The sequence below is a fragment of the Streptomyces sp. NPDC002265 genome (genome assembly GCF_040296125.1).
Lineage (GTDB): Bacteria > Actinomycetota > Actinomycetes > Streptomycetales > Streptomycetaceae > Streptomyces.
On sequence record NZ_JBEOWS010000092.1, the window covers coordinates 12,431 to 27,785 of the forward strand.

Here is a 15,355-nt window from a genome sequence, read left to right on the forward strand (position 1 = left end):
CGAGTTGACCCGGCGACGCAAAGTGACCATACACACACCATGCCGGACCTTGTCGGGCAAGGTCCGGCCTGGTGTGTGCGGTTGACGATCCTTGTTGACGTATCGCCTTTACTGTTTGGTGACTTAGCCGAGAAGCGCGTCGAGGGAGACGTGGTCGAGGCCGTGCGCCTCGGCGACCTCGCGGTAAACGACCTGGCCGTCATGGGTGTTGAGGCCCCGGGCCAGGGCGGCGTCGCGGCGCAGCGCCTCGACCCAGCCGTTGTCGGCCAGCGACACGATGTAGGGCAGCGTGGCGTTGGTGAGGGCGTTGGTGGAGGTGCTGGGCACCGCACCCGGCATGTTGGCGACGCAGTAGAAGACCGAGTTGTGGACCCGGAAGGTCGGCTCGGCGTGCGTGGTGGGACGCGAGTCCTCGAAGCAGCCACCCTGGTCGATCGCGATGTCGACAAGGACACTTCCCGGCTTCATCCGGGAGACGAGCTCGTTGGTGACCAGCTTCGGGGCCTTGGCGCCGGGGATGAGCACCGCGCCGATGACGAGGTCGGCGTCGAGGACGGCCTTCTCCAGCTCGAAGGAGTTGGACATGACGGCCTTGACCTTGGTACCGAAGATCTTGTCCGCCTCGCGCAGCTTGTTGATGTCGCGGTCCAGCAGGGTCACGTCGAAGCCCATGCCGACGGCGATCTGGACGGCGTTCCAGCCGGAGACGCCACCGCCGATGACGACGGCCTTGGCCGGCGTCACGCCCGGGACACCGCCCGGCAGCACGCCACGGCCGCCGGCCGCGCGCATCAGGTGGTAGGCGCCGACCTGCGGGGCCAGCCGGCCCGCGACCTCGGACATCGGGGCGAGCAGCGGCAGCCCGCGGCCCGGCAGCTCGACCGTCTCGTACGCGATGGCCGTGGTGCCGGACTCCAGGAGGGCGTCCGTGCACTCCTTGGACGCGGCCAGGTGCAGGTAGGTGAAGAGCGTCTGGTCCTTGCGCAGCCGGTGGTACTCCTCGGCGACCGGCTCCTTGACCTTCAGCAGCAGGTCGGCCGTGGCCCACACCTCGTCCGCCGAGTCCAGGATCTGGGCGCCCGCGGCGACGTACTCCTCGTTGGTGATCGACGAGCCGAGGCCGGCGTCGCGCTCGATGACGACCTGGTGGCCGTGGCGCACCAGCTCCAGCACACCGGCGGGGGTGATGGCCACCCGGAACTCGTTGTTCTTGACCTCGCGGGGGATGCCGACCTTCACGTCGATCACGGTCCTTGGCTCAGGGAATGGGGGCAGGACAAGACATACCCGTGCACATAGGACGCACAGGGATGCACCGCAGGAGAACGTGCGGCAGAGCCAGTCTAATGAAGGCGTTCTCGGTGTCTAGCCTTTCAATGCTTCAATCTTCTGCGGATGCACTACGGATTTCGCAGGCGTTAGCGCCGTGTTCCGGCTCTGGGTCGCTCTCGGGGAGCCCATCTCCCAGCATGCGCTCGGCGGCGCCGCGGTGCAGGCGGGCGGCCGCCGGGTCGCCCAGATGCTCCAGCGTGTCCGCCAGCCGCAGCTGGAGCGCGGCCTGGAGCCGTACGTCCTCGGCGCGGCGCGCCCACTCCACCGCCTCCTGGCAGGTGCGCAGCGACTCCGCCGGCCGCCCCGCGTACTCCTGGACCCGCGCCAGCTCGCTCAACGCCCTTGCCTGGGCGCCCACATCGCCGTTCTTGCGGTGCCCCGCGACGGCCGCCCGCCAGTGGCGCAGCGCCTCGCCGTAGCGGCTCGCGTAGGTGTGCGCGGTGGCGATACGGCCGTACAGCCGGGCGGCGTCCGCGCGCTCGTCCCGGGCCAGCCGCTGGGCCAGCGCCCGGCCGAACCAGTCGGCGGCCCGGTCGAAGTCGCCGAGCTCCAGGTGCGCGCCGCCTACGGATTCCATCGCGCGGCCGGTCGCGTACGGGTCGTTCGCCTCGCGTCCGGCGTCCAGCGCGGCCCGGTAGCGCACCAGCGCCTCGGCCGTGCGGCCGGTCTGCGCGTCCACGTCGGCGAGGTTCAGCAGCGCCGCGGCCTTCTCCCGGGGCAGGTTCCGGCGCTCGGCGACATCGAGCACGAGCCGGTGGATGCCGTACAGGTCGGCGGCCGCCGCCTGGGTGCCGAAGTGCGCGACCATCGCCCTGACCAGCTGGGACATCAGCCGGCGGGCCAGGGTGTCCAGCTCGCCGTCGGCGACCGCGAGGCGGGCCGCGGCCAGCAGCGCGGGTCTGCGCACGGTCAGCCACTCGGCGGCCGCCCGGGGGCTGGGGAAGCGCAGCGCGCGGGGCATGGCCTGGAGCTTCTCGCGCCCCTCGGGGTCGTCCGTCTCGGTGATCGCCCGGCAGGACTGCAACAGCCGTACGGTCCGCTCCAGCATCCGGGCGCGGGCCAGCTGGAGCTCCGCGGGCCGGTCCTCGGCCTCGCTGGCGTCCTTCAGCAGGGGGTGCAGGGCGCCCGGGACCTCGTACTGCGGCAGCGGCGACTCCACGGCCCGCAGCAGGCCCATGGCGACGAGGTCGTCGAGGACGGTGCGGGCGCCGTCCACCGAGCAGCCGGCCAGGGCGGAGGCAGTGTGCGGGTCGACGAGGCCGGCCGGGGCGAGTGAGAGCAGCCGCAGTATCCGGGCGGCGGTCGCGGGCAGGGAGGCGTGCACGAGCCGGAACAGCCGGGTGAGGGGTGTGCCGTCCGTGCCTTCCGTGTGCAGCTGCTTGGCCAGGTCGGCGACGGCGGCCTTGGGCCGGGCCGCGAGCCAGCCCCCGGCCAGCCGCAGCGCGGCGGGCTGGGCCCGGCACTCCTCGACCAGGCCCTCGGCGGCGCGCGGGTCGACCGTGATGCGGACGGAACCGGTGTGGCGGGTCAGCAGCTCCAGCGCGGACTTCGTGTCGAGACCGCCGATGGTGCACGGGCGGACGTCCGAGATCCCGGTCAGCGGGCCCCCGGCGACGGCCACGACCAGGCACTCGGGGGTGTCCGGCAGCAGGGCGTCGACCTGCTCGGCACCGGCCGCGTCGTCCAGCAGGAGCACCGCCCTGCGGTCGGCGAGGGCGGCCCGCAGGGCCTCGCTCAGCTCGTCCTCGGCGGCGCCGGGCGGGCTCGGCCGGTCCAGCGCGGCGAGCAGCTCGCGGGCGGTGCGCTCGACCGGTACGGGCGTGCCGTCGGGCTCGCTGAGCCGGGCGCGCAGCACCCCGCCGTCGTAACGGTCCGCGACTTCCCGAACGAGCTCCTCGGCGAGCGCCGTGCGGCCCGATCCGGGCTTGCCCGCGATCAGGAGCACCCGCGCGCGCGGTGCCTTGCGGCCGGCCAGGGTGTTCAGGCCCGCGCGCTCGATGTCGGCGCGCAGCTCTTTCAACTCCCTTGTACGGCCCAGGAAATGGCGTTCCATCGGCGTGCGTCCCGACAGCTGAACGCCGTCCGTGTCCACCGCCTGATCCGTCACGGGCCACACTCCCGTCCCACCGCACGCGCAAGCCCGCCGGGTCTCCGGTCCGGGCGTCTCCAGAGCCTAGTTCACGCTCTGCGACCTCCCCGGCGGAGCACGGCGGGGACATCCCTCGATCGGATCAGGCGATCGTCACACCGGTGGCCGGGAAGGGCGGGCGCGCGGTCTCAGGCGTCGAAGGGGCGGGCCGGCCAGGGCGCCTCGGCCGGCCGCAGCGCGTCGAGGCCGCCGCCTGCGCGCGCGGCGGCCAGCGACAGGACGCCGACGACGAGGCAGTTGTTGTGCAGTTCGCCCGCGAGCACCCCGCGCACGAGCTCCTCGACCGGCACGCGCGCGTACTCCATGTCGGCCTCCTCGTCCTCCACCTCGAAGCGCTGCCCCTCGGCCTCGGACAGATCGCGGGCGAGGAAGATCCGCACGGCTTCGTCGCAGCCGCCGGGCGTGGTGTAGACGTCGGTGAGGACCCGCCAGTCCTCGGCCTTGACGTGCGCCTCCTCGTACAGCTCGCGCTGGGCGGCGTGCAGCGGGTTCTCGCCGGGCACGTCGAGCAGGCCGGCCGGGATCTCCCACAGCTTGTGGCGCACGGGGTGGCGGTACTGCTTGATGACCAGGACCCGGTCCTCCTCGTCGAGGGCGAGGACGGCGACCGAGCCGGGGTGGACCTGGTAGTCGCGGCGGACCACCGCGCCGCCGGGCATGACCACGTCGTCGGTGCGGACGGAGGTCTTGTTCCCCACGAAGGGGGTCTGCGTCGCCCGGATCTCCCACTGCTCGGGAGTGTCCTTGATCGTCATGCCCTGTCCTTCCACACGTGCGGGACGGACCGGCGCACCACGCGGGAGACCGGCCGTCGGGAAAAGCCGGGGTGCCCACCCGTTGAGGGTTTGCACCCCGGCAACCGTACAACCGGTGTGTTACTCGGAATCCTGCCCTGCCGCGACCTTGCGCTGCACGGCCGCCTTCACCAGGCCCGCGAACAGCGGGTGCGGGCGGGTCGGCCGCGAGCGCAGCTCGGGGTGCGCCTGGGTGGCGACCAGGTAGGGGTGGACGTCGCGCGGGTACTCGACGTACTCGACGAGCTTGCCGTCGGGCGAGGTGCCCGAGAAGAGGATGCCGGCCTTCTTCTCCAGCTCCGCGCGGTAGGCGTTGTTCACCTCGTAGCGGTGCCGGTGACGCTCCTCGACGTACTCCTTGCCGTCGTACACCTCGCGCACGATCGAGCCCTCGGCCAGCTTGGCCGGGTACATGCCCAGCCGCATGGTGCCGCCCATGTCGCCCTCACCGGCGACGATGTCGAGCTGCTCGGCCATGGTGGAGATGACCGGGTGTCCGGTGCCCGAGTCGAACTCGGTGGAGTTGGCGTCGGGGATGTCGGCCAGGTTGCGGGCCGCCTCGATCACGATGCACTGCAGGCCCAGGCACAGGCCCAGCAGCGGGATCCGGTTCTCGCGGGCGTAGCGGATCGCGCCGACCTTGCCGAGCACACCGCGGTCGCCGAAACCGCCGGGGATGCAGATGCCGTCGACGTCACCGAGCTGCGCCGCGGCACCGGCCGGGGTCTTGCAGTCGTCGGACGTGACCCACTTGATCTTCACCCGGGCCCGGTTGGCGAAGCCGCCGGCCCGCAGTGCCTCGGTGACCGAGAGGTAGGCGTCGGGCAGGTCGATGTACTTGCCGACCAGCGCCAGGGTGATCTCGTGGTCGGGGTTGTGGACGCGGTCGAGCAGGTCGTCCCAGGTCGTCCAGTCCACGTCGCGGAAGGGCAGGTCCAGCTTGCGCACGACATAGGCGTCCAGGCCCTCGCCGTGCACGGTCTTGGGGATGTCGTAGATGGAGCGCGCGTCGGGGCAGGCCACGACCGCGTCCTCGTCGACGTCGCACATCAGCGAGATCTTGCGCTTGATCGCGGTGGGCACCTCGCGGTCGCAGCGCAGGACGATGGCGTCCGGCTGGATACCGATGTTGCGCAGCGCCGCGACCGAGTGCTGGGTCGGCTTGGTCTTCAGCTCGCCCGAGGGGCCGATGTAGGGCAGGAGCGAGATGTGCACGACGAAGACGTTGTCCCGGCCGACCTCGTGGCGGACCTGGCGGACCGTCTCCAGGAACGGCAGCGACTCGATGTCGCCGACCGTGCCGCCGACCTCGGTGATGACGACGTCGACCGCGTCGGTCGCCATCCGGCGGATGCGGTGCTTGATCTCGTTGGTGATGTGCGGGATCACCTGGACCGTGTCGCCCAGGTACTCGCCGCGCCGCTCCTTGGCGATGACCGTCGAGTAGACCTGACCGGTCGTGACGTTCGCGGAGCCGTCCAGGTCGCGGTCGAGGAAACGCTCGTAGTGGCCGATGTCCAGGTCGGTCTCGGCGCCGTCGTTGGTGACGAACACCTCGCCGTGCTGGAAGGGGTTCATCGTGCCGGGGTCGACGTTCAGGTACGGGTCGAGCTTCTGCATCACCACGCGCAGGCCCCGGGCCTTCAGCAGCATGCCGAGGCTGGACGCCGTCAGGCCCTTGCCGAGCGAGGAGGCGACACCCCCGGTGACGAAGATGTGCTTGGTCGTCGTGGATTTGGGCGTCATGGCCAAGAGGGGGCTCCCGTGGTCGCGTTCTGGGGGTGCGGTGCGGCTGCTGTCCGGACCGGAGATTTCCGGTTTCCGGGGAGGCGCCGTCGCTGCGGTTCGGGGGTTTCTCGACCACCGGTCCACGGGCTACCAGCGTATCAGCGCCTGGGGGAGATGGCTTCCGGCGACGCTTCGCGCACGCGCCGACACGGAGCCGGACCCGGCGCTTGGCACGGGGCCGGACACAGCACCCGATACGGGCGCGGACCAGGACGCGGGCCCGGACACGTACCCGGACGCGGACCTGATCGCGACCCCGGACACAGGCCGGTCACCTGGTCATCGTCGACTGCTCACCCGTTCGGCCCAGGCGCGTTGTCCGGAGCAGCACGCAGATCATCTACGTGCGTCGTATCCTGCTCGGACACTCGCTGCCGAGCCCGGCCCGACACCAGGGCACCACCCCTCGCCCCCTCATCATCGGAACAACGAGAGCTCGTCAGTTCGTTGAACAAAGATCGGCGTTTTGCCTCACGGCTGAGCGGCTGCTTGGCTTCACCGCTCAACGACGCACGACAAACGACCCTTTGACCGCACTAGCGACCGCCCCATTCGCGTGGGGTGACGTGGCCGTTCGACTGGAGTTGCACGTGGCCGGGCGCATCGAAGACTACGCACTCATCGGAGACATGCAGACGGCGGCGCTGGTCTGCCGGGACGGCACCGTCGACTGGCTGTGCCTGCCGCGCTTCGACTCGCACGCCATCTTCGCCGGTCTGCTCGGCACCGAGGAACACGGGTTCTGGCGGCTGGGTCCGGCCTGTTCCACCGACGCCACGCCGCCCCCGGCGGACCGGCGGAGCTACCGCGGCGACTCGCTGATCCTGGAGTCCGAGTGGGACACCCCGCGCGGCACGGTCCGGGTGATCGACTTCATGCCCCCGCGCGAGAACGCCGCCCCGCAGCTGATCCGGATCGTGGAAGGCGTCTCGGGCCGCGTACCGGTGCAGTCGACCCTCCGGATGCGCTTCTCCTACGGCCGGGTGGTGCCGTGGGTGCACCGGCACGACGGGCGCACCGTGGCCGTCGCGGGCCCCGACTCGGTGTGGTTCGACACCAGCGCCGAGACCTACGGCGAGTCGCTGACGACGTACACGGACTTCACGGTCTCCCCGGGCGAGCGGATCACCTTCACCCTCTCGTGGCAGCCCTCGCACCACGCTCCGCCCGGACTCCCCGAGCCCGAGCAGCAGCTGGAGGCGACCGAGGAGTTCTGGCGCGAATGGGTGGATCACTGCACGTACCACGGCCCCTACCGGGAGGCCGTGGTCCGCTCGCTGATCACGCTCAAGGCCCTCACCTACGCGCCCACCGGCGGCATCGTCGCGGCCCCCACCACCTCGCTGCCGGAGGACATCGGCGGGGTGCGCAACTGGGACTACCGCTACACCTGGCTGCGCGACGCGGCCATCACCCTCTCCTCGCTGCTGCGCACCGGCTACCGCGAGGAGGCCCGCGCCTGGCGCGAGTGGCTGCTGCGGGCCGTCGCGGGCGACCCGGAGAACCTCCAGATCATGTACGGCATCGCGGGCGAACGCGAGCTCGGCGAGGCCGAGCTGGACTGGCTGCCGGGGTACGAGAACTCCAGCCCGGTCCGGGTCGGCAACGGCGCCGCGCACCAGCTCCAGCTGGACGTGTACGGAGAGGTCACCGAGGCCCTGCACCTGGCCCACATGACGGGCCTGGCCCGCAACGACTACGCCTCCCTGCTCCAGCTGAAGCTGATCCGCTACCTGGAGGACCACTGGGACGAGCCGGACGAGGGCATCTGGGAGGTGCGCGGCCCGCGTCGGCACTTCGTGCACTCCAAGGTGATGGCCTGGGTCGCCGTCGACCGCACGATCAAGCTGATCGAGTCGGGGGACGCGAACGGCCCACTGGAGAAGTGGCGCCAGCTGCGCGAGGACATCCACCGGGACGTGTGCGAGCGTGGCTACGACAAGGAGCGCAACACGTTCACCCAGTCGTACGGCTCGAAGGAGCTGGACGCCGCGCTGCTGCTGATTCCGCAGATGGGCTTTCTGCCGCCGGACGACAAGCGCGTGATCGGCACGATCGAGGCGATCCAGCGCGAGCTGTCCACCTCGGACGGCTTCATCCTGCGCTACCCGACCGACGGCAGCCACGAGGGCGTCGACGGGCTCCCGGGCGACGAGGGCGCCTTCCTCGCCTGCTCGTTCTGGATGGCGGACGACCTCGCGATGATCGGCCGGGTCGACGAGGCCCGCAAGCTGTTCGAACGGCTGCTCGCCCTGCGCAACGACCTGGGCCTGCTCGCGGAGGAGTGGGACTCCCGCCTCCAGCGCCAGGTGGGCAACTTCCCGCAGGCCTTCAGCCACGTCCCGCTGATCGACACGGCACTGCGTCTGACGGCGTCCGGGGCCTACGCGGGCTGAACCGGACCGCACGGCCGCCTCCCTCCTAGGCTGGATGGGACAGACACCCCTATCGGGAAGGGGGCGGCCATGGCTCCCCCATCGAAGGCGGCCACTGCCCTCGCGGCGCTGCGCGCGGACCTCTCGGGCGAGGTGTTCGCCCCGGGGGACGAGGGGTACGACGCGGCCCGGACCGTTTTCAACGCCATGATCGACCGGCGCCCGGCCGTCGTCGCGCAGTGCGCCGACGAGGCCGATGTCGTCCGGGCGGTGCGCTTCGCGAGGGACCTGGACCTGCATGTCGCGGTGCGCGGCGGCGGACACAGCGTGGCGGGCATGGGGCTCGGCGACAACGCGCTCGTCGTCGATCTGCGCCGGATGCACGAGGTGACCGTCGATCCGGCGTCCGAGGCCGTACGGCTCGGCGGCGGCGCCACCATGAGCCATCTGGACCGCGCCACCCAGCCCCACGCCCTGGCCACCACCGGCGGCCGGGTCTCGACCACCGGAGTCGCCGGCTTCGTGCTGGGCGGCGGCACCGGCTGGCTGGACCGCTGGTGCGGCCTGGCCGTCGACAATCTGCTGGGTGTCGAGCTGGTCACCGCCGACGGCTCCCGCGTCCACGCCAACGACGACGAGAACCCCGAGCTGTTCTGGGCCCTGCACGGCGGCGGCGGCAACTTCGGCGTCGCCACCGCGCTCACCCTGAAGGTCCATGAACTGCCCCGGTTCTCGGCCGCGGTGCTGCTGTACCTCCCCGAGTTCGGCCCGGAGGTGGTGCGCACCTACCGCGACGTCATCGGGTCCGCTCCGCACGAGGCGGGCGGCGTTGTGATGTACCTGACCGGCCCGCCCCAGGAGTTCGTGCCGCCGCCCCTGGTCGGGCGGCTCGTGTGCGTCGCGCTGCTCACGTACGCGGGCGCCGAGGAGGCCATGCGCAAGCTCGCCCAGCCGCTGCTGGCGCTGCCGCACGAGGGGGAGGTGGTGGCCGAGCTGCCGTACGCCGACTTCCAGACCATGTTCGACGATCCGCCGGGGATGCGGAACTACTGGTCGGCGGAGTACCCGGCGAGCCTGCCCGACGAGCTGGTGGACGTCTTCTGCGCCCTCGCGGAGACCGTGCCCGTGCCGACCGGCACCCGGCACGTGCTGTTCCCGCAGGGCGGCGCGATCGCCGAGGGGCCCGCGCAGTACCCGGTGCCCTACCGGGACGCGCCGTGGGCGGTGCACCCGTTCGGGGTCTGGGAGGACCCCGCCGACGACGAGCGGGCCGTGGCGTGGGTGCGCAGCGTACGGGCCGGTGTCCGGCCGTGGAGCACCGGCGCGGTCTACCTCAACTTCATCGGCGACGAAGGCTCGGAACGGGTGGAGGCCGGCCTCGGCGCGGAGAACGGCCGGCGGCTCGGCGAACTGAAGCGGCGGTACGACCCGGACAACGTCTTCCGGTTCAACCACAACATCCGGCCGCTCTGAGTCTCCGCGGGTCGCGGCCCATGCCGGCCGTTTCCACGGGTCCCGGCCCGCGGCGGCCGTTTCCGCGGGTCGCGGCCCGCGGCGGCCGGGGCGGGGATGTCGTCCGGACGTCCGCGCAGGTAGCGTCCGTGCATGGACAGCAGCACCGAGCATCACCCGGACGGCCGCACGGACGGCCCCCGGGACCGACGATTCGACAGCCAGGGCGCCGGGATCACCGTGCAGCGCGCGCTGGAGCTGCCGGGGCTGCGCAGCGGGCTCCCGGAGGTCCTCGCGGGCGCCGACCGGCTGTCGCGGACCGTGCGCTGGGTGCACGCGGGCGAGGTGCCGAACATCGCCTCCCTGCTCAAGGGCGGCGAACTGCTGCTGACCACGGGGTACGGAATCGGCACCCGCCCCGCCGACCAGCGCGCGTTCGTGCGCACCCTCGCCGAGCGCGGCATCGCGGCCCTGGTCGTCGAGCTCGGGCCGCGCTTCACCCGGCTGCCCGCCGCCCTGGTCGAGACCGCGCAGACGGCCGGTCTCCCGCTGGTCCAGCTGCACCGCGAGGTGCCGTTCGTGGCGGTCACCGAGGAGATCCACACGGAGATCGTCAACGGCCACTACGCCCTGCTCCAGCGGGCCGAGGAGGTGCACCGCCGATGTACCGAGGCCCTGCTGGGCGGCGGCGGGATCCCGCAGGTCCTCGGCATCCTGGCCGACTTCAGCGGCAACCCGGTCTTCCTGGAGACGACCGACGGACGCCTCCTGTACGCCGCCGGGGCGGGTCCAGAGGGCGCGGATCCGCTCCAGGTGTGGGAGGGGCTGCGCGGCCAGCACAGGGACACTCCGCCGCCGTCGGGCTCGGTGCTCGTCGACGTGCCCGGCGGGGGGCCGGGGACCGGCTCGGTGCGGGCCCGGCTGGTGCTGCTGCCCGTGCTCGGCCCGCTCGCTCCCGTGCACCGGATCGCCGCCGAACGGGCCGCGGGCATCCTCGCCGTGGTCCTGATGCAGGCCCGCCAGGAGGAGGAGCTGGCGGCGCGCGGCCGCGGCGACTTCCTGACCGATCTCGCCGAGGGCCGCATCGCCGCGGCGGACGCCCCCGCGCAGGCCCGCGTACTGGGCTTCAAGCCGGGCGACAGCCCCCTGCTGCCGGTGGTCATGCGGCTGGGCGACGCGCTCTCCCCGGCCGGCGGCTGGGCGGTGCTGGCGCGCGCGGTCGCCGAGGAGCTGGCGTCCGTGGGAGTGCCGGTCCTGCTCGGCGTACGACCCGTCGAGGGCCGGGTCCCGCTGCTGCTGGGCCTGCGCTCGGAGTCGGAGCGGCCGGCGGTCGCCGACCGGGTCGCGGCGGCGCTGCGGGCCGGGGCGGAGCGGGCGGGCATGCAGCGGCCGGGGGCCCCGCAGCCGGTCGTGGTCGTCGGGATGGCCGGCGGCTGGGCGGCGGCGTCGGCGGGCCTGCGGCACGCGGCGGAGACGGCGACCGCGGCCCAGGGGCTGCCCGGCCGCCCCTGGTACGACGCCCGCCGCCTCGACATCGACCTGCTGCTGTGGCGCCTGCGGGACCATCCCGACCTGGCGGCCTTCGTGGACCGGGCGATCGGCCCGCTGCGCGAGCACGACAACCGCGCCAGGCCGCCGCTGCTGCCGACGCTGGAGACGTATCTCGCCCATGCGGGCCGCAAGGCGGAGACGGCCCGCGAACTCCATCTCAACCGTCAGACGCTGTACAACCGCCTCGCCCGCATCGGCGAGTTGCTGGGCACGGACCTCGACGACCCGCAGACGGTCCTGGTGTTGAGCCTGGCCCTGCGGGCGCGCCGGCATGTGCCCTGAGCGGCGGCCGCTCAGGGCAGCGGCGTCGGCTGCGTCAACTCGTCGTAGACGCTGAGCACCTGGTTGACGGTCTCGTCCTCGGTCGGCCAAGTCGCCGCCTGCCGCACGCCCTTGTCGGCCAGCAGCGCCCGGCGCCCGGGGTCGCCCAGCAGGCGCAGGACGGCGTCGCAGAGGGCCTCGGCGTCGCCGTACGGCACCAGTTCGGCCGCGTCGCCGACGAGTTCGGGGGTTCCGCCGACGCCGGTCGCGACGAGCGGGACGCGGGCCCGCAGCGCCTCCTGCGCGAACACGGACCGCGCCTCCCACCGGCCGGTCAGCAGCGCCAGGTCGGCCGCGGCGATCAGCTCGCCCACGTCGTCGCGGCGGCCGAGGAGCCGCACCGGCAGTGCCTCGTCCTCGATACGGCGCTGGAGCACCGCCCGCAGCGACCCCTCCCCCGCGACGACGACCAGCGGTTCGGGGTCGAGTCCCCGCCAGGCCCGCGCGGCATCCAGCAGCACCCGATAGCCCCGGTGCGGCTCCAGGGAGCCGACGGCCATCAGCAACGGGCGGCCGGTGGCGCCGAGTTCGGCCCGGACCTTGGAGCGGTGCCGGTCGGGGTCGTCCGGCTCGGCCGGACCGCCGGGTGGCCCGGGCAGCGCGACCGCGGCGAGCCGCGCGTCCCGGGCGCCCGTGCGACGGGCCCGGTCCACGAGGGACGAGGTGGTGCCGAGCACCACCGTGGCGGCCCGCACCACCCGGCGCTCCAGCAGCCGTACGAGATGGGCGCGGGCGCCCTCGGCGTACGCGCGGTCGTGCCAGGTGACGACGAGCGGGGTGTGCCGCCCGCTGAGGGCGAGCACGGCCCGGAAGGAGGCGTGCAGCCCGTGCGCGTGCACCAGGTCGGCGTCGGTGCAGGCCGCCCGGAGCGCGGCGACCGCCCCCGGGTCGCTGCTGCGTGGCACGTGCACGTGTTCGGCGCCGGCTCCGGTGAAGTCGTAGAGGTGATCGGCCTCGGCGGGGGCGCACACCGTGACCCGCACGCCCCGCGCGGCGAGCCCCGAGGCCAGGGAACGCACATGTGTGCTGCTGCCGGCGTTGCCTCCGCCCAGCACCTGCACGGTGCGCAGCGGCGACCGGCCGTGCGGCGAGGGGCGGCTGACGGGGCTCACGCGGCCGGGGCTCCTGGTTCGGCGTCGGACGGTCACGACGAAAATACAGAAGGACAGGGCGCGCGGGGTGCACCGCGCGATTCCCTCTCATGTCCTACGCCAAGGATGCCAGCACGTACGGGTGTTCCGGGAACCCCGACGAGTCGGACTGCTCCCCGCCCGACCGCACGCATCACTCACCCGAGTGAATCTGCCGTGCCCGGGCACAGCCCTGCGGCGCGTGTGCAGCCTTGCGGTGCCTGCGCCCCTGCGGCGCGTGCGCACCCCTGCGGCGAGTACGACTGCCGGGCAGGTGCGGCACCGAGGCGGATCCGCGCGGCGGACCTGCCCGGCGGACACGCCCGGCCGCGGTGCCCGGCCGAACCGCTCGGCCGATCCACTCAGCCGGAGCGCCGGCATGTCCGCTCGGCCGGAGCGCCGGACGGACCCGGAGCGTAAAGCGCCCGGCGGTCCCGGAGTGCGGGGCAGACCCGAGGCGCGCCCGGCGGACCGGGCCCGGAGCCCGGAGCCCGGCGCGCCCTGCCGGTCCGCTCGGCCCGGCCGGAGTTCCCCGGCCGAGCCGCTCGAGCGAAGCGCTCAGGCGTCCGCGCGGGCCGCCGCCAGCAGTTCCTCCGCATGGGCCCGCGCCGTCTGCGAGTCCTCCTGGCCGGCCAGCATCCGGGACAACTCCCTGATCCTGTCCTCCCCTTCGAGCACCTTCACGCCGGAGCGGGTCACCGATCCGTCGTTGGTCTTCTCCACCAGCAGCTGCCGGTCCGCGAAGGCCGCCACCTGCGGCAGATGGGTGACGACGACGACCTGCGCGCTCTTCGCGAGCCGGGCCAGCCGCCGTCCGATCTCCACCGCCGCCTTGCCGCCGACACCGGCGTCGACCTCGTCGAAGAGGTACGTCGGCACCGGGTCCGTCCCGGCGAACACGACCTCGACCGCCAGCATCACGCGCGAGAGCTCACCGCCGGACGCGCCCTTGGCGATGGGCCGCGGCGGGGCACCCGGGTGCGGGGCCAGCAGCAGCTCCACCTCGTCGGCGCCGGACGGCCCGTACGCGACCGTGCGTCCGCCGACCTCGACGCCCTCGGCGTCCTCCGTCTGGCGCAGGTCGAACGACACGCGCGCGTGCGGCATGGCCAGCGAGGCCAGCTCGGCGGTCACGGCCGCCGCGAACCGCTCGGCCGCCTCCGTCCGGGCGTCCGTCAGCGCCTGGGCGAGCCCCCCGAGTTCGGTGCGCAGCGCGTCCCGCTCGGCGGTCAGCTCGCCGATCCGCTCGTCGTCGCCGTCCAGCTCGGTCAGCCGGCCCGCGCCCTGCTCGGCCCAGGCCAGCACGGAGGCGATGTCCTGGCCGTCCCGGCCGTACTTGCGGGTCAGCGCGGTGAGCGCCGCCCGGCGCTCCTCGACGGCCGCCAGCCGCAGCGGGTCGGCGTCCAGGTCGTCGGCGTAGCCCGCCAGCTCCCCGGCCACGTCACCCAGCAGGATCCCGATCTCCCCGATCCGGTCGGTCAGCGCGGCCAGCGCGGGGTCGTGCGACCGTACGGCCTCCAGAGCCCGCTGTGCGCCCGCCACGAGCGTCGCGGCGTCGATGCCCTCGGGATCCTCCGGGTTGCCCGCGAGAGCGGCGTGTGCGGCCGTGGCGGCCGACGACAGCGCCTCCGCGTGCCCGAGCCGCTCCGCCTCCTCGGCGAGCTCCACGTCCTCACCGGCACGCGGCTCGACACCCGCGACCTCGTCGAGGCCGTAGCGCAGCATGTCGGCCTCCTGGGCCCGCTCACGCGCACGGGTGACGATCTCGTCGAGCTCGGCGGCGACGGCCCGCAGCCGCCGGTAGGCCTCCGTGTACTTGGCGAGCGGCCCCGCGACGGCGTCGCCCGCGTAACGGTCGAGCGCCGCCCGCTGCCGCGAGAGCTTCAGCAGCCCCTGCTGGTCGGTCTGTCCGTGGACGGCCACCAGTTCGTCGGCGAGTTCGGCGAGCATCCCGACGGGCACGCTCCGCCCGCCCAGATGGGCACGCGAGCGCCCCTCCGCGGAAACGGTACGGCTGATCAGCAGAGCCCCGTCGTCGAGCTCGGCCCCCGCCTCCTCCGCGCGCACGATCGCGGCCGTGTGCGCGGGCACGGAGATCCGCCCCTCCACGACCGCGTTCTTCGCCCCGATCCGCACGAGCGCCGGGTCCGCGCGCCCGCCGAGGAGCAGCCCCAGGCTGGTGACCACCATGGTCTTGCCCGCACCCGTCTCACCGGTGACCGCGGTGAACCCGGGCGACAGCTCGACGACAGCGTCGTCGATGACCCCGAGAGACCGTATCCGCATTTCCTCCAACACGCACCCGACCATACGAGGTTTTCCGGGCCGTGTGCGACGCCGCCCCCTGCAACGAGTGCCGAGCGTTACCTGCCCGGGGTAATCCTCGTTGGGCTCCCGGCCTCCGCGCTCCCGCGGGGGCCGATCCCGTCCGCCCGCTCCCGCGGGGGGCTGTCCGGTCCGCAC

General features: G+C 73.3%; 9 protein-coding genes. 3 read left to right on the forward strand and 6 right to left on the reverse strand.

The annotated features are described in order from the left end of the window. Positions 1-123: 123 nt before the first annotated feature. The 4 genes from ald to pyrG form a co-directional block, all read right to left on the reverse strand. Positions 124-1,248, reverse strand: a complete 1,125-nt coding sequence (ald, locus tag ABT085_RS18225; protein ID WP_351608345.1) for an alanine dehydrogenase — start codon at positions 1,246-1,248, stop codon at positions 124-126. Positions 1,249-1,381: 133 nt separating this feature from the next. Further along, the gene (locus ABT085_RS18230; protein ID WP_351608352.1) at positions 1,382-3,439 is read right to left on the reverse strand and encodes a tetratricopeptide repeat protein; all 2,058 of its coding nucleotides are present in this window, start codon (positions 3,437-3,439) and stop codon (positions 1,382-1,384) included. Between the two features lie 170 nt (positions 3,440-3,609). Then, entirely contained in the window at positions 3,610-4,236 is a 627-nt protein-coding gene (locus ABT085_RS18235) for an NUDIX domain-containing protein (protein WP_351608355.1), read from the reverse strand. A gap of 120 nt (positions 4,237-4,356) precedes the next feature. Then, positions 4,357-6,021 (reverse strand): CTP synthase, encoded by a 1,665-nt coding sequence (gene pyrG, locus ABT085_RS18240; protein ID WP_351608358.1) that lies wholly within the window; start codon positions 6,019-6,021, stop codon positions 4,357-4,359. Between the two features lie 632 nt (positions 6,022-6,653). On the opposite strand from pyrG, the gene ABT085_RS18245 reads away from it, so the two are divergent. The 3 genes from ABT085_RS18245 to ABT085_RS18255 all read left to right on the forward strand — a co-directional run bounded on the left by ABT085_RS18245 (position 6,654) and on the right by ABT085_RS18255 (position 11,723). Then, on the forward strand, positions 6,654-8,459 hold the full coding sequence (locus tag ABT085_RS18245; protein WP_351608374.1) for a glycoside hydrolase family 15 protein: 1,806 nt from the start codon (positions 6,654-6,656) through the stop codon (positions 8,457-8,459). 69 nt (positions 8,460-8,528) lie between these two features. Next, positions 8,529-9,911 carry an FAD-binding protein gene (locus ABT085_RS18250; protein WP_351608361.1) on the forward strand — a complete coding sequence of 461 codons (1,383 nt, stop codon included), beginning with the start codon at positions 8,529-8,531 and terminating at the stop codon, positions 9,909-9,911. A gap of 132 nt (positions 9,912-10,043) precedes the next feature. Further along, entirely contained in the window at positions 10,044-11,723 is a 1,680-nt protein-coding gene (locus tag ABT085_RS18255) for a PucR family transcriptional regulator (RefSeq protein ID WP_351608364.1), read from the forward strand. Positions 11,724-11,734: 11 nt separating this feature from the next. Here ABT085_RS18255 and ABT085_RS18260 read toward each other — a convergent pair whose 3' ends face one another. Beyond that, entirely contained in the window at positions 11,735-12,874 is a 1,140-nt protein-coding gene (locus ABT085_RS18260; protein ID WP_351608367.1) for a glycosyltransferase family 4 protein, read from the reverse strand. Positions 12,875-13,450: 576 nt separating this feature from the next. Next, a complete protein-coding gene (gene recN, locus ABT085_RS18265; protein WP_351608369.1) occupies positions 13,451-15,202 on the reverse strand; it encodes a DNA repair protein RecN in 1,752 nt (583 codons plus the stop codon). Positions 15,203-15,355: the final 153 nt, after the last annotated feature.